General features: G+C 67.4%; 20 protein-coding genes. 1 reads left to right on the forward strand and 19 read right to left on the reverse strand.

What is annotated here, in order from left to right:
* Positions 1 to 6: 6 nt before the first annotated feature.
* From MUU56_RS06565 to MUU56_RS06630, 14 genes are all read right to left on the reverse strand, one after another.
* Positions 7 to 846 (reverse strand): carbohydrate ABC transporter permease, encoded by an 840-nt coding sequence (locus MUU56_RS06565; protein WP_244766501.1) that lies wholly within the window; start codon positions 844 to 846, stop codon positions 7 to 9.
* A 1-nt stretch (position 847) separates the two neighbouring features.
* Positions 848 to 1756 carry a carbohydrate ABC transporter permease gene (locus tag MUU56_RS06570; protein ID WP_244766502.1) on the reverse strand — a complete coding sequence of 303 codons (909 nt, stop codon included), beginning with the start codon at positions 1754 to 1756 and terminating at the stop codon, positions 848 to 850.
* A 1-nt stretch (position 1757) separates the two neighbouring features.
* Positions 1758 to 2831, reverse strand: coding sequence for an ABC transporter ATP-binding protein (locus tag MUU56_RS06575; protein ID WP_244766503.1), 1074 nt, complete (start codon positions 2829 to 2831; stop codon positions 1758 to 1760).
* The gene (locus tag MUU56_RS06580; RefSeq protein ID WP_244766504.1) at positions 2828 to 3772 is read right to left on the reverse strand and encodes an ROK family protein; all 945 of its coding nucleotides are present in this window, start codon (positions 3770 to 3772) and stop codon (positions 2828 to 2830) included. Before MUU56_RS06580 ends, MUU56_RS06575 begins: the two co-directional genes overlap by 4 nt.
* Positions 3769 to 4554 carry a 6-phosphogluconolactonase gene (locus tag MUU56_RS06585; protein WP_244766505.1) on the reverse strand — a complete coding sequence of 262 codons (786 nt, stop codon included), beginning with the start codon at positions 4552 to 4554 and terminating at the stop codon, positions 3769 to 3771. The genes MUU56_RS06580 and MUU56_RS06585 overlap by 4 nt, the downstream gene beginning before the upstream one ends.
* A complete protein-coding gene (locus tag MUU56_RS06590) occupies positions 4551 to 5426 on the reverse strand; it encodes a sugar phosphate isomerase/epimerase family protein (RefSeq protein WP_244766506.1) in 876 nt (291 codons plus the stop codon). The genes MUU56_RS06585 and MUU56_RS06590 overlap by 4 nt, the downstream gene beginning before the upstream one ends.
* A gap of 111 nt (positions 5427 to 5537) precedes the next feature.
* Complete coding sequence (locus tag MUU56_RS06595; protein WP_280530971.1) at positions 5538 to 6800, reverse strand: ABC transporter substrate-binding protein; 1263 nt, start codon at positions 6798 to 6800, stop codon at positions 5538 to 5540.
* A 285-nt stretch (positions 6801 to 7085) separates the two neighbouring features.
* Positions 7086 to 7445, reverse strand: a complete 360-nt coding sequence (locus MUU56_RS06600; RefSeq protein WP_244766508.1) for a hypothetical protein — start codon at positions 7443 to 7445, stop codon at positions 7086 to 7088.
* A gap of 178 nt (positions 7446 to 7623) precedes the next feature.
* The gene (locus tag MUU56_RS06605) at positions 7624 to 8340 is read right to left on the reverse strand and encodes a DUF6065 family protein (protein ID WP_244766509.1); all 717 of its coding nucleotides are present in this window, start codon (positions 8338 to 8340) and stop codon (positions 7624 to 7626) included.
* A 104-nt stretch (positions 8341 to 8444) separates the two neighbouring features.
* A complete protein-coding gene (locus MUU56_RS06610) occupies positions 8445 to 8753 on the reverse strand; it encodes a DUF6958 family protein (protein WP_244766510.1) in 309 nt (102 codons plus the stop codon).
* Positions 8746 to 9282 carry a GFA family protein gene (locus MUU56_RS06615; protein WP_244766511.1) on the reverse strand — a complete coding sequence of 179 codons (537 nt, stop codon included), beginning with the start codon at positions 9280 to 9282 and terminating at the stop codon, positions 8746 to 8748. Before MUU56_RS06615 ends, MUU56_RS06610 begins: the two co-directional genes overlap by 8 nt.
* Positions 9233 to 9913, reverse strand: coding sequence for a TetR/AcrR family transcriptional regulator (locus tag MUU56_RS06620; protein WP_244766512.1), 681 nt, complete (start codon positions 9911 to 9913; stop codon positions 9233 to 9235). The genes MUU56_RS06615 and MUU56_RS06620 overlap by 50 nt, the downstream gene beginning before the upstream one ends.
* Before the next feature lie 460 nt (positions 9914 to 10373).
* A complete protein-coding gene (locus MUU56_RS06625) occupies positions 10374 to 11114 on the reverse strand; it encodes an anti-sigma factor family protein (protein ID WP_244766513.1) in 741 nt (246 codons plus the stop codon).
* A complete protein-coding gene (locus MUU56_RS06630; RefSeq protein ID WP_244766514.1) occupies positions 11111 to 11653 on the reverse strand; it encodes an RNA polymerase sigma factor in 543 nt (180 codons plus the stop codon). The genes MUU56_RS06625 and MUU56_RS06630 overlap by 4 nt, the downstream gene beginning before the upstream one ends.
* A gap of 111 nt (positions 11654 to 11764) precedes the next feature.
* Here MUU56_RS06630 and MUU56_RS06635 point away from each other — a divergent pair, with 111 nt between their 5' ends.
* Positions 11765 to 13153 carry a S8 family serine peptidase gene (locus MUU56_RS06635; RefSeq protein ID WP_244766515.1) on the forward strand — a complete coding sequence of 463 codons (1389 nt, stop codon included), beginning with the start codon at positions 11765 to 11767 and terminating at the stop codon, positions 13151 to 13153.
* 81 nt (positions 13154 to 13234) lie between these two features.
* Here the strand turns inward: MUU56_RS06635 and nadE are convergent, their stop codons facing one another.
* The 5 genes from nadE to MUU56_RS06660 are packed head-to-tail and all read right to left on the reverse strand — an operon-like array spanning position 13235 to position 19090.
* On the reverse strand, positions 13235 to 14224 hold the full coding sequence (gene nadE, locus MUU56_RS06640; RefSeq protein ID WP_244766516.1) for an NAD(+) synthase: 990 nt from the start codon (positions 14222 to 14224) through the stop codon (positions 13235 to 13237).
* Positions 14221 to 15759, reverse strand: coding sequence for a class I adenylate-forming enzyme family protein (locus MUU56_RS06645; protein WP_244766517.1), 1539 nt, complete (start codon positions 15757 to 15759; stop codon positions 14221 to 14223). Before MUU56_RS06645 ends, nadE begins: the two co-directional genes overlap by 4 nt.
* 13 nt (positions 15760 to 15772) lie before the next feature.
* The gene (locus MUU56_RS06650; protein WP_244766518.1) at positions 15773 to 16027 is read right to left on the reverse strand and encodes an acyl carrier protein; all 255 of its coding nucleotides are present in this window, start codon (positions 16025 to 16027) and stop codon (positions 15773 to 15775) included.
* A gap of 2 nt (positions 16028 to 16029) precedes the next feature.
* Complete coding sequence (asnB, locus tag MUU56_RS06655) at positions 16030 to 17985, reverse strand: asparagine synthase (glutamine-hydrolyzing) (protein WP_244766519.1); 1956 nt, start codon at positions 17983 to 17985, stop codon at positions 16030 to 16032.
* Positions 17986 to 17989: 4 nt separating this feature from the next.
* On the reverse strand, positions 17990 to 19090 hold the full coding sequence (locus tag MUU56_RS06660; RefSeq protein ID WP_455431259.1) for a hypothetical protein: 1101 nt from the start codon (positions 19088 to 19090) through the stop codon (positions 17990 to 17992).
* Between the last annotated feature and the right edge of the window lie 121 nt (positions 19091 to 19211).

A 19211-nucleotide genomic window follows, 5' to 3' on the forward strand; every position in this document is an offset into this window, starting at 1 on the left:
AGGGGCCTAACCCTTGACCGCTCCGGCGGTGAGGCCGGAGACGATGTATTTCTGGAAGAGCAGCGCCATCACGATCAGCGGCACGGTGACGATGGTCGATGCGGCCATGATCGCGCCATAGGGGAACTCGTAGCGGCTGGAGCCGGAGATGAGGGCGATCGCGACCGGCACCGTGCGGTTCTCGTCCGTCAGGATGAAGGTGAGCGCGAAGAGGAACTCGTTCCACGAGGCGATGAAGGCGAGCAGGCCCGTCGAGATCAGCGCCGGCCCCATCATCGGCAGGAAGATGCAGCGCACGATGCGCAGCGGCGAGCAGCCGTCCATGATCGCCGCTTCCTCGATCTGCCGCGGCAGGCTGCGCATGAAGGTGGTCAGCACCCAGATGTTGAAGGGCAGCGTGAAGATCATGTAGGCGAAGATCAGCGAGCCGAGCGTGTTGTAGAGGCCGAGCCAGCGGATCATCTCGAAGAGGCCGGAGAGCAGCGCGATCTGCGGGAACATCGAGACGGCGAGGAAGAGGAACATGATCGGCGAGCGGCCCCGGAAATCGATGCGGCCGAGCGCATAGGCCGCCGCGATCGCCAGCCCCAGCGAGAGCGCCACGACGGAAGCCGCAACGATGAGGGAGTTCAGGAGGCTGCGCAGGAACACGCCGTCCGACAGGATCGCCTCGTAATTGTTGAACTTCAGGTCCGGCAGGAAGGTGACGTCGAAGATCGCCTGGCCGGATTTCAGCGAGGAGGCGATCATCCAGTAGAAGGGAAACAGCGTGTAGAGCGCGACCACGGCGAAGAGCCCGTAGATCGCGATGCGGTGAAGGCGCCTGCCCGTTGCACTGCGCACCATGTCACACCCCCAGGAGCTTGCGGTTGAGCCGGAAGACGGTCACGTAGATCGCCGTCACCACGGCGATCATCAGGAAGATCGCGGCGCTCGCCGCCGAGCCGACGCCCATGTCCTGGAAATTGACCAGCACCTCGCGGGCATAGATCGACACGGTCTTCGTGTCGTCGCTGTTCGAGGACAGCACGAAGCTGAGGTCGAACATGCGCAGCGCATCGAGCAGCCGGAAAAGCACGGCGACGGCGATGCTGGGCGCAAGCAGCGGCAGGGTGAGCGCGGTGAATTGCCGCCATTCCGACACGCCGTCGATCGAGGCGGCCTCGTAGATGCTCTTCGGCAGCATCTGCAGGCCGGCGAGGATGAGCAGCACCATGAAGGGCGTGGTGATCCAGACGTCGACGGCGATGATGACGGGCATGACGAGATCGGGATTGGCCGTCCAGGCGATGCCGTGGTCGATGACGCCCATGAGCTTCAGCACATGGTTGAGGATGCCGAACTGGTCGTGCAGCATCCACTGCCACATGCGCGCGCTGACGACGACGGGAATGGACCAGGGAATGAGAATGACCGCGCGCATGAAACCGCGGCCGGACATGTGGGCGTTCAGCAGCAGCGCGATGGCAAGCCCCAGCGCCGTCTCGATGGAGACCGACACGACCGTGAAATAGAGCGTGTTGCGGACCGACTGCCACCACAGCGCATCCTCGAACAGCGTGAAATAGTTCTCGAGGCCGATATAGGCGTAGATGTCGGGCTCGGTGAGGAAGGCGTCGGTGAAGGAGAAGAGGAAGGTCCGCCCGAGCGGCCAGAGCGCCACGGCGAAGAGCACGAGAAGGCTCGGCGCGAGGAACAGCCAGGCCGTGCGCGCCCGCTTGGCATTGAGGCCGATGCGTATCGCTCCCGTGGCCATGTCATGCACCCCTCGGGTTGAGAGCGCGCTCGTCCTTGTCGAAGAGATGCGCGCGCGTGTGGTTCCAGCCGACGACCGTGGTGGCGCCCGGCCGGATCTCCGGCCTGCCCTGCGCCTTGGCGACGATCGAGCGGCCGTCGCCGACATTGAGATGGACGAGGGATTCGCCGCCCAGCGGCTCGACGAGCAGGACCTCGGCCTCCAGCGTTGCATCGCCCCCGCCGAGGATCAGGTCTTCCGGCCGGATGCCGAGGCTGACATCGCCCGCATAGTCGTGGGCGGAGAGGCGATGGCGACCGCCGGCAAGCGACAGCACGCTCTCCTCGCCCTCGCGCACCAGCATGCCCGGCAGGAAATTCATGCGCGGCGAGCCGATGAAGCCCGCGACGAAGCGGTTTGCCGGGCGCTCGTAGAGTTCCATCGGCGTGCCGACCTGCGCGATGCGGCCGTCCTTCAGCACGACGATGCGGTCGGCGAGTGTCATCGCCTCCATCTGGTCGTGCGTGACGTAGACGGTGGTGGCCTTCACCTCGCGGTGGATGCGGGCGATCTCCACGCGCATCTCCATGCGCAGGTCCGCATCGAGGTTGGACAGCGGCTCGTCGAACAGGAAGAGCTTCTGCTGGCGCACGAGGGCGCGGCCGATGGCGACGCGCTGCTGCTGGCCGCCGGAAAGCTGCGCCGGGCGGCGGTCGAGCAGGTGGTCGATCTTGAGGAATTTCGCCGCCTTCGTCACGCGCTCGCGGATTTCGGCGGCGGGAAGCCGGGCGGTCTCCAGCGCGAAGCCGAGATTGCGCTCGACATTCATGTGCGGATAGAGCGCGTAGGACTGGAAGACCATGGCGATGTTGCGTTTTGCCGGCGGCGTCTCGTTCATGCGGCTGCCGGCGATGCGCAGCTCGCCGTCGGAGATCTCCTCCAGCCCCGCGATCATGCGCAGCAGCGTGGACTTGCCGCAGCCCGAAGGGCCGACGAAGACGACGAACTCGCCCTCGGCAATCGCAAGGTCCACGCCGTCGATGACCGTCAGCGCGCCGAACCGTTTGACGACATTGATGAGATCTATACCGCTCATGGCCGTTCCATCTTGCTGATTGTCTTTTCCGCGATCGTGCCGCTCGCCCGGGCCGCGAGTGCCGCAACGCCGATGGCGCAGGCCGTGTCACCGATGAGGCTCGGCACGATCGGCATGTCCCGCGCTCCCTCCGCCCAGATGAAGCCGCGCGTCAGCGCCGCAAGCCGCGGGGTCACCTTGGGGTCGCTGCCGATGCCGCCGCCGAGGACGAGCATGGCGGGGTCGAGCGTGTTGACGAGCTGGCCGAGATAGGAGGAAAGCGAAAGGAGCGCATCGGCGACCATCGCTGCCGCCCGCGGGTCCGTCGCCTCCGCCTCGAACAGCGCGCGCGCCGAGGCGTCGGGGCGGCCGGTGAGCGCGCCGTAGCGCTCGCCGAGCGCCTTGCCGCCGGCAAAGAGCTCGAGATTGTGCCGCACCGCGCGGCCCTCACCGTCGAAGGCGACGATATCGCTGCCGGAGAAATGGATGGCGAAGCCGCGGGCGCCTTCATAGGGCGCGCCGCCGATGACCAGCGAATGGGAAAGGCCGGTGGAGATGGTGGCGTAGACGAAGGGATCGACGCCCCTGCCGGCACCCATCCAGCCCTCGGCGAAGGCGGCGGCGCGCACGTCGCTGTCGATGTGCAAGGGGGCGAAGGCGCCAAGGCGGGCACGGTAGTCGAGGCCGCGCCAGTCGAAATTCCAGGCCGAGGCCGGCTCGCCGTCCCGCGTCACGAGTTCCGGCAGGCAGATGCCGAGGGCTGCGATGTCGAGGTCTTGCGCGTCCGCGCGATCCTGCATGGCCGCCACGAGATCGCAGACGAGGTCGAGCACGGCGGCGCCGCCGTTCTGGCAAAGCGTCGCCTCCGTGCGCTCGGCGACGACCGCGCCGTCCGAAAGCCGGACGATGCAGGCCTTCGTCTTGGTGCCGCCGACATCGATGCCGATCGCGTGCCGTGTCATGGCCGCGCCCCGGCGGCCGCGTCGGCATGGAGCTCGCCGTTCCGGCATTCGGCAAGGATGGTCGCCGGCCAGGATGGATCGTAGGCCGTCGCGGCCGAAAGACGGCAGAAGGCCTCGCGCTTGCCGTCGCCCCAGACGATCATCGCGACGGCCTTCGAAAGCGTGGCGATGGAGCCGATGCCGATGGTGAGGCCGTGGGTCGGCACCTCTTCGATCCCGCGGAAGTCCGGGAAGGTCGCAAGGTTGTCGCGCCGTGTCTGCTCGGCGAGCGTGACGATGCGCGTGCGGCTGTCGCGTGCGGAACCCGGCGGGTTGAAGGCGATATGGCCGTCGCCGGCGCCGGACGCGAGCAGGAACAGGTCGATGCCGCCAAGGGTCGCGAGCTCGCCGTCATAGGCCGCGGGATCGGTGAGGGAGGGCATGCGGAAATTCGTCTCGGGCATGCGCAGGGCGTCCGGCAGTGCCCGGTTGATACGCCCGACGATCTCGCGCGCTCCGAAGCCGCGGCAGGAATAATGCGCGGAGGCGGCGGGCGGACTGAAGCCATCGCCGTCCGGCAGCAGGTATTCGTCCATCATCGCGATCACGAGACGGGAGCAGTCGACGGGGGCGGCGGTCAGCTGGCGCTCCAGCGCCTGATAGACCGGCGTCGGGCTGCGCCCGCCCGGGCAGCCGAGCACATAGGGCCGGCCGGCGGCATTGGCGGCGCCGATTTCCGCGAGGATGCGGGCCGAAAGATGCGCGCCGATCGCCTCGGGCGTGTCGTGGATCATGGTCTTCATCGGCCGGTCCGCTCCGCAAGCAAAGCCGAGACGAAGGCGAAGTTCCGCGCGGCGATCGCCTCCGGCGTCTCGGGATGGTTCGGCGCAAGGTCCTGTTCGACGACCAGCGGGCCGTCATAGCCGCTCGCCAGCAGCGTCCGCATGAAATCGGCGATCTCGACCGCACCGCGGTCGAGATCGGTCATGATGCCGTCCTCGAAGGCACGGTCGCAATGGATGTTCTGCGCCAGAACCTTATCGCGGAAGGCGCCGTCGACGTTCTTGAGATGGATGGCGTTGATGCGCGCCTTGTGGCGCAGGAAGAACGCCTTCGGATCGGCCTTCCAATAGGCGTGGTGGCCGGTATCGAGGCAGAGGCCGACGAGACCGGGATCGGTCTCCGCGAGAAGTCGCTCGATCTGGTCCTCATGCTCCACGCAGGTGCCGACATGCGGGTGGAAACTGAAGTGCAGGCCGTAGTCGCGCACGATCCGGGCTGAAAGCAGGGTCTGCTCGACGACGGCGCGCCAGCCGTCCTCGCCGACGATGCCCATCCGGTCCTTCGGGTAGAATTCCGACTCGTCCATCAGGATGAAATGCGTGCCGCCGACGGCCGAAAGCAGCGTGCAGATCTGGTGCGTCCGTTCCGTGAGGGCGTCCGCGGTGGCGGCATCGGCCAGCGTATGGACATGGGCCGCCGCGACCACGGAGAGGCCACGGCGGTTCAGTTCGTGCGAAAGCACCTCGGGATCGGTGGAGAAGTAGCCGTAGGGGCCGAGTTCGGTATGCCGGTATCCGGCCGCGACGATGCGGTCGAGGTAATCGGTCCAGCCGAGGTCGTTGCCGGTGGGCCAGTAGACGCCCCAGCAGCACGGTGCGATCGCGATATTCACTGTCTTTTCCTTGGGTTTCCAGAACGGCCCCGGCGGCGATCTCGCTTCCGGAACCGCATAAAACAGAAAGACGGCGCCTTCCCGGCTTTCCCCGGAAAGGCGTCCGGACCGTTACCAGCCGCGCTTCTTCAGCCGTTCCAGATCGCTGCTCACCTTGGCGAGCGCGTCGGCGGCGCTTTCCTTGCCGCTCAGCACGTTGTGCACGCCGTTGAAGATGCGCTGCGAGACGCGGTTGTAGGAGGCGCCCGTGACCTGCGACGGCCGCGAGGCGCTTTCCGCATAGGCCTTCTCGGCAAAACGCAGCGAGGGATTCTTCTCGATGATCTCCGCGTCCTGGTAGAGCGCCTTCAGCGTCGGGCTGTAGCCCTGCAAAGCGCGGCGTTTCTGCTCGCTGGCGCTGGTGAGGTACTGCACGAGGCTGACGGCGGCATCGACGTCGTCGGCATATTTCGATACGCCGAGAAGGCCGGCGCCGTAGCAGCCGCTCGATTTCTCGCCTTCCGCGCCAACCGGCAGCGCCATCACGCCGACCTTGCCGAGCAGCGAGGAGCCCTCCGCCTGGCTGGTGCCCCAGACATAACCCCAGTTGCGGTGGAAGATGGAGTTGCCGGCCTCGAAGACGCCGCGCGAGCCTTCCTCGTCATAGTTGAGCACGCCTTCCGGGCTGATGCCGCCGATCCAGGTGCGGGCGAGTTCCAGCGCCTCGACGGCCTTCGGATTGTTCGCGGTGATCTCGCCGTCCGGCGAGATGAAGGTGCCGCCGCCATAGGAGGCGACCCATTCGAGCGCATCGCAGGTCAGCCCCTCATAGGCGCGGCCCTGCCAGACATAGCCCCACATGTCCTTGTTGCCGTCGGCGCGTTCCTGTTCCTGGATGGACTTTGCCGTCTCGGTCAGTTCCGCCCAGGTCTTCGGTTCGGCCTTGCCGTATTTTTCAAGCAGGTCCTTGCGGTAGAACATCAGGCCGGCATCGACGAACCAGGGCATGGCGAGCAGCTTGCCCTCGATGGTGCTGTCGGCGAGCGCCGCCTCGAAATGCGCCGAAAGCTCCTCCGCCGGGACCTTCTCCTTGAGGTCGACGAGGTGGGCGGCGAGCGCGCCGACCCAGATGTTGTCGAGCGTCAGCACGTCGATGTCGCCCGACTTGCCGGCGAGAAGCTGCTGGTAGAGCGGCAGGGCCTCGCCCCAGTTCGCCGGCATCTTGTTGATCTTGACCGTGTTGCCGGTCTCCTTCGCCCAGGCCTCGGAGGCCGACTGGCAAAGCTCGAGCTCGGCGCCGGCCGAGCTGCAGAAGATCGACACTTCCGCCGCTGTTGCAGAGCCACCCCACAGGACGGCGCCGACCAGCGCCGTCGTTCTCAGAAATCCATCCAGCTGCACCGTGTTTCCTCCCACACTGCGTTGAGCACGAAAAATTACTATACCGTCTGGTCGGTAAAGTAAAGCGGGCGAAAGGTCCTTTGGACGGCGATGGTGGATAACGGAGCGAGCTGGCTGCGCAGGCGCGTGGCGACCCCTTTCCACCGTGCCGGCGATCTGCCCGGCGGGTACGCTTCGGGGGTGGAAAAGTCCCCCACGCCGGCCGGCCGGCGTGGGGTGCGGGAAGGGGGATTGCGGAAGCACAGGCTCCGCCCTCCCTTCGGTCCTTCAGACTGGTGCTCAATCGTCGTCGGAAGACGAGTTCGACGAGGAGTTGGAGGAGGAGTTCGACGACGAGTTCGAACTCGAATTGCTGGAAGAGTTCGACGAGCTGTTCGAGTTGGAATTGCTCGACGAGTTGGAGCTCGAATTCGAGTTGGAATTCCGCGAGGAATTCGACGAGCTGTTGGAGTTGCGGTTGGAATTCCAGCTGCCCCGGCGGTCGTCGTCCCGGTCGCGGCCGGAGCGGACATGGCTCGCCTTGCTGCTGCGCACCATCTTCTGCAGGAAGCGGTGGACCGGGTCGTCGGCGACGGCCGGCGCCGGCGCGGCGGCACCGGCCACGAGCAGGGCGCCGAGGATTGCGATGAGTTTCTTCATGGCATGTCTCCTTTGAATGGCAGCCTTGCCGGCTGCACAGGAGGAACGGTGGGCCAGGACATCTATTCCATGAAAAATGAGTTATTTTTCAATGCTATAGCGCACCATTCCACCCCATGCGGCTTCGCCGCTGCTGCGTGCGGCAGCGGCGGTGGGAAGAGCGGTTGTCTCTTCGGTCCTATCGCTGGGCGCGCGCGAACTTGCGGTACCAGCCGTCGGCGGCGAGCGTCTTGCGCAGGATCGTCTTGCGGACGACCCCTTCTGCCTCGCGTTCGGCGCGGATGTCGGCGTCGAGGTCTGACGTCTCGCGGCGGAAGGGGATGACCTGCACGAGGGGCGTGCCGCGCTCCAGCACATGCAGGCCGTCTTCGCCGGTGGCGAAGAACGGAAAGTGGATTTCCGACTGGTAGGTGTCGGTATCGACGACGCCCGAAACGACCTCGAAGACGCCGTTCGGCCGGTTGAGCGGCGGCACGAAGAGGCAGCTCCAGCCGGGCGGCGTGCGGATGGTCCAGTAGTTGTGGAACTTGCAGGGCGGCAGGGGCTCGCGCGGATTGCCGGCGACCTGGTGGCTGGCATGGTTGCTGACCAGCGTGCGATCGAAATCCCAGCCGCAATCCACGGTCCTCCCGCCGTCGGAGATCTCCATGCGCACGGTGCCGGCAAGCCCGATGACCCAGCCTGCCGCCATGGCGTCGAGGAAGGGCATGCAGCGTTTCACCGTCAGGCCGCTGTTGTTCGGCGAGACATGGGCGGCATCGACGGGCGGCAGCTTGCGGAACCAGTCGGGCAGGGCCGTCTTGGCGCGCACGGGGGCGGGGATGACGCCCTCGTCCTCCTTGCGGCAGAGGAAGGTCAACCGGGGCTGCGGCTTCTTCAGAAGGGCGAGTGCCATCGCTGTTCTCCTCATCGTTCGATGGGGGAGGAACGGCGCCGGGCGCGGTCTATTCCCGGCATCTCGAAAAAATGTCGGGACATGCCGTCGCCCGGCCGCGGCCTTCAGTCGGCGGTGGCGGGAGCGATCCGGTAGAGATGGACCGGCTTGTGCGGCGCGCGTCGGATGAGGCCCTTCGCCTCGAGGTCGAGCTGCACGGCCTTCATCCACCAGCCCGCCTTCTGCCGTTCCGGAAAGTCCGTTTCCGAGAGGAAGGGCAGGAGGGCCGCCTGGGCCTCGGCCACGGTCATGCCGGGCGCAGTGTGCGGCAGGGCGGCGAGCAGCGCCTTGCGCATCGCCGTGTATTTCGTGCGGTCCACCCGCTCCGTGCGGCCGGGAATGTTGACGTTCTCGATTTCGATCTTCTCAGGCATCGATGGTTCCTCCCACGGTGATTTTCGGATTGCGGAAGCCCATGGCGATCCATGCCGCCAGAAGCCTGGCATAGAAGGCGACGGTATGGGTCTTGAGGTTCGGCATGTCGGCCGGCAGGCCGGAGGGGTCGGCAAGGTCGCCGGTCATCGTGCGGAACGCCGCCTTCGGCCGTATCTCCTCCGGCCACAGATGCAGGTAGAGGCTCAGCCAGTGCGCGCCCTTCATCTCCAGGAAGACCGGCGTGTTGCAGCAGGCCGCGATCACCCGGCGCGAGCCGGCGGTGCGGGAGAGGCGGAATTCCCGGAGGTTTTCCGCGCCGGAGAGGATTTCCACCCGGTCCTTGCGGTACTCCGCCGTGGGCGTCGCCTGATAGGCGGTCAGGGTGTTCCTTGCGCCGGGAAGGACGGCGAGCCTGCCGGCGGCGGCCCGGCAACTGTTGCACAGGCATTCGGAAACGAGGATCGGGCTTCCCCGCAGTTCAAGGCGCGTCTGTCCGCAGGCGCAGCCGATCCGGGTCGTTCTCATCATGTGCGTCATCCTCCATGGCGTTGAACAGGTGTCGTATGTATCGCTCCAGGTGATCGAGGCTTTCGCGCGCGAGCACAGGGTCGTTGCCGGCCTTGGCGAGGACGAAACCGCCCTGCAGAACGGCCTGCATGTGCCGCGCCAGGCTCTCGGCCGACCAGTCCGCCGTGATGCCGCGTTCCCGCCGTGCCGTCTCGATATCGGCCTCCAGCGTCGCCGTATGGCCGAAGATGCTGCGGCCGCAGGCATCGCGAATGTCGGGCGCGCTCGCATGGACTTCCTGCGCCATCGTCCCGACGAGGCAGGTGAAATCCTTCAGCGCGCCCGTGATGATCGCCTTGCGGAAGGCGACATAGGCAAGGATCCGGGCCAGCGCGTCGTCCGGTGCATGATAGGGCGCGGCGGCGAAGTAGGCCGTCGTCGTCTCCGCCCAGAACTCGGCCACCGCCACGCCGAGCGCCTCCTTGCTGGCGAAGTGATGGAAGAAGGCACCCTTGGTGACATCGGCGGCCTTGCAGAGATCCTCGACGCTGGTTGCGGCAAAACCCTTCTCACGGATGATGTCGCGCGCCGCCTCCAGGAGCCGGGTTCGTGCGTTGCCGCGTTCGGGTGCGTGTTTGGTTGGTCTGGACATGTCGTTAACATACCATACGGTCGGTATGTGTCAATAATGGATTGATATCAACCCATGTGATGTTCCGCACGCCCTTTTCGAATGGCGCGCAATCACATGGGAAGCCGCCCTCTGCCTGCGGGCGTCTCCTCCGCCAGCGGTGCGGCTATCCGTCAGTCTTTTGGCGTCAAGGATGCCCCGCAGGCTGAGCCCTCCTCATGGGAGCAGGCCATCGAGATAGGAAATCGTTGCCTCATCTTCCTTCTCCCCCGCGGGGAGAAGGTGCCAGCAGGCGGATGAGGGGGAGGTCGGAAGCGCAGACGACCCGGCGGAGCCACCCCCTCATCCGACCCTTCGGGCCACCTTCTCCCCGTGGGGAGAAGGGAGAACGGCAACGTCGAATTCTCTTGCCATAGGGGACGGGAAGGGCGATGGCCTTCTGCATACCCGGCCCGAAAGGGACGTCAGCAGGTCCCTCGTTTCAGGGGGAAAGCGCCTTGCGCTCCTCTTCGGCGGACAGCGGCGCGCCGGCCTGGATGGAGGCGAGGTAGGCGTCGACGGTCTCCTGCGCGGAGGCGGGCACATAGCCTTCGGCCAGCGGCGTCGTCAGCGCGAGCCGCGTCGTCCAGGCGCCGTCCTGGCGGCAGGCGACGGTCTGCGTGCTGCTTGCCGGCTGCGTCAGCCTGTATTCCCGGCAGAGCTCGCCCCGCTCGTCGCGGAAGGTGGCGACGACATGCAGCACGGCGGTGCCGAGCGTCACATCCCGGCCGGACGCCTCGCGGTCGAGGGCGGCGGCGATTTCCGCGCCGGCATCGGGGACGGATGGCCCCATGCGTCCGAGCGTGAAGCCGACGACGCCGGTGACCAATGCCACGAGGCTTGCCGCGATCGGCATGAGCCAGCGCCGTGCCGCCGCCCGGCCGGCCTCCGGCTGCGGCCTTGCGGGGAAGGAGACGACATTGTCCTGCGGCGGCGCCGTCTTCTCCCCGGCCTCCTGCACCATGCGGCGCACCGAGGCGGCGAGCGCTTCGGGCACCGGTTCGTCGATCAGCGGCTTGAGGGCATCGCCGACCAGCCGGCGGCTGTCGAGGAAGACGGCGAGCCGTTCGGCGAGGGCCTCGTCTTCGGCCAGCGCTTCTTCCAGCGCGAGGCTCCGCGCCTCGTCCAGTTCGCCGTCGGCGAAGGCCATCAATGTTTCGTCGTCGAATGCCTGTTTGCTCATAGAACGCCGCCTTTCGTATCGGACGAACGCCCTTCGCCGAAACTTATTCCCGTGAGCTCCATCAAATTTTTCCGGGCGCGGGCAAGGCGGCTCATCACCGTGCCGATCGGAATGGCCAGCACCTCGGCGGCATCGCGGTAGCTCATGTCCTCGACGCAGACCAGGACCAGCACTTCACGCTGCTCGGCCGGCAGCTTCTGCAGGGCGGCGGCCACCCCGGCGAGATCCATCCGCGCATGGGCGGCCGCCTCGCCCGACGGCACGGAGACGTCGCGCGCCTCCTCGATGTCGTCGTGCGGGCCGGCGGTCTTCTGGCGGCGCAGGTGGTCGATCCACAGATTGCGCAGGATGCGGAACATCCAGGCGTCGAAGCGGCTGTCGGGCGCAAAGCTGTCTGCCGCGAGGATCGCCCGCTCGCAGGCCGCCTGCACCAGGTCGTCGGCCAGCTCCCGCGACCGGCAGAGCGAGATCGCGAAGCGTCTGAGGTTCGGCAGGAAGGCCACAAGCCGTTCCGGCACCGTCGGCATGGTGTTCGTCATGGGATTTCTTTGGCATGCCATGGAATAAGCTGTCGAGTCGAACGTATGCCAGGAAGGACAATCAACGGAAGGCCGCACCCGACGGACGGCCGCCGCCACGGGAGACGGACCATGCCGAGCCGCCTTGCAGACAGAACCAAGCGCCTTTCCCTCCTCCTTGCCCTCGCCATGGCGGGGCTCGTCGCGTTGCCCGCGCCGCAGGGTGGTTTGTCGCCCGGCATGGCCGTGGCCCTCGCCGATGACGATGACGGAGGCGATGACGATGACGACGACGACCGCGGCGGCAGTCGCGGGCGGGGCGGAGACGATCGCCGTGCAGACCCGCAGCGCATCCTGCGCCCGCTGTTCCGCCAGTCGACCCGCGCGGTGCGCCGTGCGCCCGTGCGCCGTGCGGTCGCGGTGCCGGAGCAGGCGCCGAACGAGATCGTCGCCGCTGGCCTTGACGAAAACGCCCTTGCCGGCCTGACGCAGGACGGCTTCGTCATCGACGGTCGCGTCGAGATCGCGCTCGTCGGCGGCGAAATGGTCCGCCTCATCGTGCCGCAGGGCCTGACGCTCGAGGCGGCACGCGCGGCCGTTTCGGCCCGCAGCGCCTCGGCGACGGTGGATTTCAACCATTTCTACCAGCCGCAGGCCGCGGACAAGGCCGTCTGCAGGGGCGAAAGCTGCACCCTGGTGCGCCATATGGTCGGCTGGCCGACCGGGGGCGACGGCAGCGGCATGGCCTGCCTGAAGCCGCAGCGTATCGGCCTCATCGACACGGCGATCAACGCCGACCATGCGGTTCTGGCACGGGCACGGCTGGAGGTGCTGAGCCTCGGCGACGAGAAGGACGCGGCATCGGGCGAGCAGCACGGCACGGCGGTCGCCGCCCTTCTGGTCGGCGCGCCCGGCAGCCGCGTGCCCGGCCTCTTGCCGGAGGCGGAGGTCGTCGCCGTCGATGCCTTCCAGCGTTTCCGCAAGACCGCCGACATCGCCAATGTCTACGACCTCGTCCGCGCACTCGACCTCCTGATCCGGCGCGATATCCGGGTCGTCAACCTGAGCCTCACGGGCCCGGCCAACGCGGTGCTGGAGCGGGCCGTGGCGGCCGCCGCTGGGCGGGGAACGATCCTGGTCGCGGCTGCCGGCAATGACGGACCGAATGCCGAGCCGGTCTATCCCGCCGCCTATGACGACGTGATCGCCGTGACGGCGGTCGACAAGGCCCGCAATCCCTATCGCCGCGCGGTGCGGGGTGATCACATCGACATCGCCGCGCCCGGTGTCGGCGTGTGGACGGCGGCGTCGATTTCCGGTGCACGGCAGAAGACCGGCACCTCGTTCGCCGCCCCCTTCGTCACGGCCGCCGTGTCCGTGCTCCTCTCCGCCAGGCCCGACCTTTCGCCGGATGCGCTCAAGGCGGAGCTGATGAGATCCGCCGAGGACATCGGCAAGCCCGGCAAGGATGCGGTCTACGGCTGGGGGCTGCTCAACGCCCGTGCGCTTTGCGGGACCTAGGGCAGGCCCGGTGAAATCCCGGAATTGCTCTTGATCCTTGTTTCTACTGCGTTATCCGGTGCCGTTTCGGCTGGGAACGCGCTACTTCGCTCCGTCGAAGATGAGCGGCGGGCAGTGCAGGTAGCGGGCGACCTTGCGCTTGGCGGCGATATCGGCCCAGACCAGCTCGACGTCGCTTGCCTCGAGGCCCGTCGCCGCGGCGATCTCCGCCGACGGCACGGCGTTCTCCAGCCCGTAGAGGCAGATGTCCATCTTGTCGTAGGGCAGGGCGAAGTAGAATTCCTCCTGCGTCTGCGGCAGGGAATAGGTGTCGGTGGTGGGCGGGCGCGAGAGGATGTCGGCCGGCACGCCGAGATGGGCGGCAAGCTGGAAGACCTGCGACTTGTAGAGATGGGCGATCGGCTTGATGTCGGCGGCGCCGTCGCCGTTCTTGACGAAGAAGCCCTGGTCGTATTCCAGCCGGTTCGGCGTGCCGAGCACGGCGAAGTTCAGCCGGTCGGCATGGTAGTATTCGAGCTGCTTGCGGGTGCGCTGCTTCATGTTGGTCGCCGCGACGATGCCGAGATAGGCTCCGGCCGAAAGCCGCACCTTGCGCATCGCGCCGTCCGGCGAACGCACGACGAGCGAGGAAATGTTGTAGCCGCCCGTCGTCATCGGGTTGTCGAAGACGATCTTGGAGGCCCAGCCGGCCTCGTATTCCGGCACGGCCTCGCGGATGAAGGCGTCGCGGCGCTCGTAGCAGCCCATGGCGGCGAGCGACGGGCCGATATCCTCCACGATGGCCTCGATGCCGAAGGTCTCGGCGACGCTGCGCCCGAGGCGCAGGCTTTCCGGGTCGGAATCGTTTTCCGGCATGAAGAGGGCGAAGACGTTCTTCGCGCCGAGTGCCTTGACGGCGAGCGCCGCGCAGAGGCTGGAATCGATGCCGCCGGAAAGGCCGAGCACCAGGCCGCGCTTGCGCAGGTCGAGGCGCAGCCGGTCGCGCATCCAGCCGGTGATGCGCTCCACCTCCGCGGCGGGATCGAGCACGAGCGGGGCGAAGGAGGGCGTGTGGGGCTTCGGCGTGGTCATTCGGGCGATCCTGTATCTTGGCCGGTCGTGCCGGCGGGGTCGGCGGCAAGCCGGCGGCTTGCCTTGCCGGAATCGGTCCTGGGGAGAAAATCCCGGAATTCGACCTGCTTGGGGACCATATGGTCCTCCAGATGGCGGGCGCAGAAACGCAGCACGTCCCGTTCGGTAAGGGCCGGGTCCGAGGCGACGATCACGGCCTTGACGGCCTGTCCGAGCACTTCATGGGGAACGCCGGCGACGAGCGCTTCCGCCACGCCCGGCATGCGGCAGAGCACGTCCTCCACGGCCTTGGGCGCGACCTTCTCGCCGCGCGACTTGATGATGTCGTCCATGCGGGAGACGAAGGTGAGATAGCCGTCCGCATCCGCGGTGAAGAGATCGCCGGTATGGAGGCGCAGGCCCCCCGTGTGCGGATCGGGCCGCAGCGCGCGGCGCGTCGCGGCCTCGTTCTGCCAGTAGCCGCGCATGACATGCGGCCCGCTGATCACCAATTCGCCGGTCATGCCGGGCGCCACCGGCTCGCCCGCCTCGTCGACGACCTCGGCCCGCCCGCCCGGTATGCTTATGCCGACCGAACCGCGCCGGGTGTCCACCTCGCCCGGCGGCAGCCAGCTGGCGCGGGTGCATTCGGTCTGGCCGTACATGGAATAGAGCTTTACCTGCGGCAGGAAGGCGCGCAGCCAGTCGAGATGGGGAAGCGGCAGGGGCGCGGCGGCGCTGGTGATGTAGCGCAGGCTCGCGAAGAGCGCGGCGTCGAGGTCGCGCGCCTGCATCATCATGGCCGCCATGGCCGGCACGAGCGGAAAGCCGGTGACACGCTCGTCGCGGATCTTCTCGAAGATCGCCTGCGGAAAGGCGAAGGACTTTTCGATGACCAGCGTCGCACCGCAGCGCATGGCGGTGACGAGCTGGTTGAGCCCGTAGCCGAAGGACATGGGCAGCACGACGAGGATCGTGTCGGCTTCGGTGTTTTCGAGATAGCCGGTGATCGCGCGGGCGGCGGCGTCCACGTTCTCATGGGCGAGCATCACGCCCTTCGGCTCGCCCGTCGAGCCCGACGTGTAGATCAGCGCGGCAAGGTCGGTGTCGGGCAGGGGCCCGGCTTTGAGCGGTGCTGCATCGAGCGCGGCCTCGAAGCTGTCGCCTGTCACGATGCGTGGTGTGGTGGCGAGCTCGGGCACCTCATCGAGCAGCCGTTCGAGGCGGCTCTCCACGAAGACCAGCGCAGGGGTGCAGTCGCGCACGATCTGCGCGAGCCGCGTGCTCCTGGTCGCCGGGTTGACGGGGCAGATGACGGCGCCGGCGATCCAGGCGGCGAAGACGGCGACGGCGGCCTGCCAGCCATTGTCGAGGAAGACGAGAACGCGGTCGCCGCGCCTGACGCCGCGCCTGACGCCGCGCATGCGCAGCGTGGTTGCCATGCGGGCGGCGAGGTCGAGGAAGCGCGCGTAGCTCAGCCGCACCTCGCCCGAGACGATCGCCGTCCGGGCGCCGTCGCGGGCTGTGCTGTCCTCAAGATATCGCTCGATCCGCATGGCCGGCCCGCCGTCAGGCCGCCTGCTTGCGGGTGATGAAGCCGGCGATGCGTTCGATCGTGTCGAGATTGGCCGGCACGATGTCCGCGTCGGCGACCTGGACGCCGAAGCGTTCTTCAAGGAAGCCGACGAGTTCGAGGATGCCGGTGGAATCGACGAGGTCGTTGTCGATCAGTGACAGGTCGGCGGGCAGCGGGTGGCTGTTGTCGCCGAACAGGAAGTTTTCCACGATGAAGGTACGAATGGCGGCTTTGGTCTCGTCGGACATGGTCAGCTTATCCCGATGCTGGATGCAGGTTCTGTGGATCGTGCGGCGCCGGTGCCGCGCAGGAGCTGGGTCGACAGGATGCCGATGAAGGCCGCGTTGTCGCGGAAGCCGGAGACCTGCCCCCTGATGACCTTCTCCTTCAGCTTGTCGACGGCCTGGACGTTGAACAGTCCGCTCCCGGCGAGCCGGTCCGGCGACAGCACCGTGTCGAGATAGGCGGGCGTCTGCGGGGCGGCGAAGCTCTCGCTGTCCGGCGCGCGGTAGGGCTGCTTCGGGCGCTCGATGATGGCCGCCGGCACGAGGCCGCGGGCGGCTTCCTTGAGGACGTGCTTCTCTCTAAGGCCGAGCAGCTTGGCATCCGGAGCAAGGCCGGCGGCGAAGGAGACGACCCGGTGGTCGAGGAACGGGAAGCGCCCCTCCACGGCATTGGCCATCATCACCCGGTCGCCTTGGCTGGAGAGGATGTAGCCCGGCAGCAGGAAGGCGGTTTCGAGATATTGCGCCTGGTGCAGCGGATGCCAGCGGCGGAAATCGGCCGGCAATTGCGCTGCAAGGTCCTCGGCGGCGTCGTAGTCGCCGAGCGCCTCCTTGAGGCCGGCGCAGAAGAACAGTTTTGCCGCCGCCGTGGAGCGGAAGCGCGGGCGGTGGGAATAGAGCGGATCGTCAAGGGTTTCCGAGCCGAAGGCGAAGAAACGCGCGAGATATTCCGGCGTCTGCTGCTTGAGGCCGGGAAGATAGGGATAAAGCCGCTGGAAGAGGCGAGGGCGCCGGGCGGAGCCCGGCTGCCGGCCGCAGAAGCGCCGGACGCGTGCCTCGCGGAAAAGGTCGTAGCCGGCAAAGATCTCGTCTGCGCCCTCGCCGGTCAGCACCACCTTCATGCCGCGCGCGCGCACCCTTCCGGCGAGCAGGTGCAGCGGCACGGGCGCGGTGCGCAGGATCGGCCGCTCGATATGGCCCATCACCGCGGGCAGGTGGCGGGCGATCGCCTCCGTCGTGCATTCGACGCTGTCGGCCTGCGCATCGAGCGTTGCCGCCATCTGCCGCTGCCAGGCGCTTTCGTCATGCTCCTCGCTGCGGAAAGTCAGGGAGAAGGTCCGCAGGCCGCGCGTCACCGTGCGTGCGGCAAGCGCGGCGATGATCGAGGAATCGATGCCGCCGGAGAGATAGGCGCCGACGGGCACGTCCGCGCGCAGGCGAAGGCGGGTCGCATCGGCGAGCAGCGCGCGCAGTTCCTCGACCCGGCTCTCGAACCGGCCGGCCGGCTCGGCGTCGCCCCGGTCGGGGAAGGAGAGCTGCCACCAGGGACGGACCGTCCGGCGACCGTCCTCGACGGTCATAAGGTGGCCCGCCGGCAGTTCGAAGATGTTGCGGTAGGCGGTGCGCGGCGGGATCGGGCACCAGAGCGTGAAGATCTGGTCGAGCGCGACGGGGTCGATCTCGGCCACCATGCCGGGCAGGGCCAGCAGCGCGCCGATCTCGGAGGCGAAGAACAGGGCGCCCTCGTGCTGGGTGTAGAACAGCGGGCGCACGCCCATCCGGTCGCGGGCAAGCACCAGCCGGCGGTTCCTGGCATCGTGCAGGGCAAAGGCGAAGTCGCCGTTGAAATCCGTCAGGCAGGCGGCGCCCTTCTCCGTAAAGGCCGCAAGCAGCACCTCGGTGTCCGACGTGGTGCGGAACCTGTGGCCGCGGGCCGCCAGGTCGTTGCGCAGCTCGACATAGTTGAAGATCTCGCCGTTGAAGGTGAGAGCGAGCGCCCCGTCCGCCGTCGCCATCGGCTGGGCGCCGTCGGCAAGGCCGACGATGGAGAGGCGGGTATGGGCAAGGCCCGCATCGCCGCGCACCAGGATGCCTTCGCCGTCCGGTCCGCGATGGCGGAGCGCGTCGACCATGCGGCGCAGATGGTCCGCCGCCCGTTCCGGTGCGATGTTTCCCCCGCAATATCCGGCGATCCCGCACATGGCCTTACCCGAACCGATCGCCGATGAGGCGGGTCCAGCCTTCGCCGGCAAGACCGTTGAGGAATGCCCGGCCGCTGGTCAGCGCCTCGAGCAGCGCGGGGTTGCGCGAGTGCACGATGGTCGAGGACGTATGCAGGAAGGCGCATTTCTTGCCGATCATCGCCTGCAGCAGGGCGGGTTGCGTGCGCCCGCGAATGCCGACGAGACCGCGGGCATGGGCGTTGCGTATCAGGCAGTCGATGACGATGGCCTCCTGGCCGGGCTCGGCCATGATCTGCACCGTGCGGCCGATGCCGCCGGGATCGCCGTAGTAGAGGTAGAGGCCGATCGCCTTGCCGGACCGCGTCTTGACGGCATGCTGGATGCGCTCGCCGTGCAGCGCCTTGCGGGTGGCGTGCCCGAGCATGGTCTCCAGCATCGGCGTTTCCCAAGCGGGGCGCAGCGGGAAATGGCGTACGAACTGGCGGCACAGATGGGCAAATTCCGTGTCGCTGACCGCGTCGATGACGAAGGCGTCGGCCTTGCCGGCAAGCGGCGCGTAGTGCGACCAGCTCTGCTTTTCGCCGCGTCGGCAGAAAAGCGCGTCGATGGGCCGGGTCATGGGGCTGAGCAGCCTCAAGGCGGACAGGCGCCCGGCGGCGGCTTCCAGCGCGAAGGCGGAGGGTCTTATCACACGCAGCCATTCGAGGCTGTAGGGGCCGAGGACGGTGGCGCGCGTCGTTCTCCACATGTCCGTCGAAACATCGTTCGAGGTCTCGGTGAAGGAGAGGTCCTGCGGGCCGGAGAGCACGTCGCGCAGCAGGCGCGCACCGGCGAAGGGGTCGCCATCGCGGTCGTCACAGGCGAAGGTGCCGCAATTGGCGGCCTTCAGGCGCCGCCCCTCGAATTCCATCTCCACCGGCAGCACGCCGAGAAAGCCCGAAACGCTGCCATCCGCGCGGACATGCACGCGCGAGCGCAAATCCGGTTCGGCGGCGGGAAAATCGATGAAGAGGGTGCGGAGATAGGTTTTCAGGTCGTCGCTTGGCGGCTGGGCGCTCTTTCGCAGAAGGCGCTGGAACAGGTCCGCGACCGCATCCACATCCCCCGCTTCAAATGAACGCACGCTCGACATCGACACCTATCCGGCCCCTGTCCCATTCCGGGCCTCGCCCCCGCTTTGCTTACGCGAGGAGCGTGAAGAAAAGGTCAAGAAGGCCTTGCGGCGCGACGGCGTGGGGCGGGGA

This window comes from Shinella yambaruensis (genome assembly GCF_022899355.1).
In the GTDB taxonomy this organism is placed as follows: Bacteria; Pseudomonadota; Alphaproteobacteria; order Rhizobiales; family Rhizobiaceae; genus Shinella; species Shinella yambaruensis.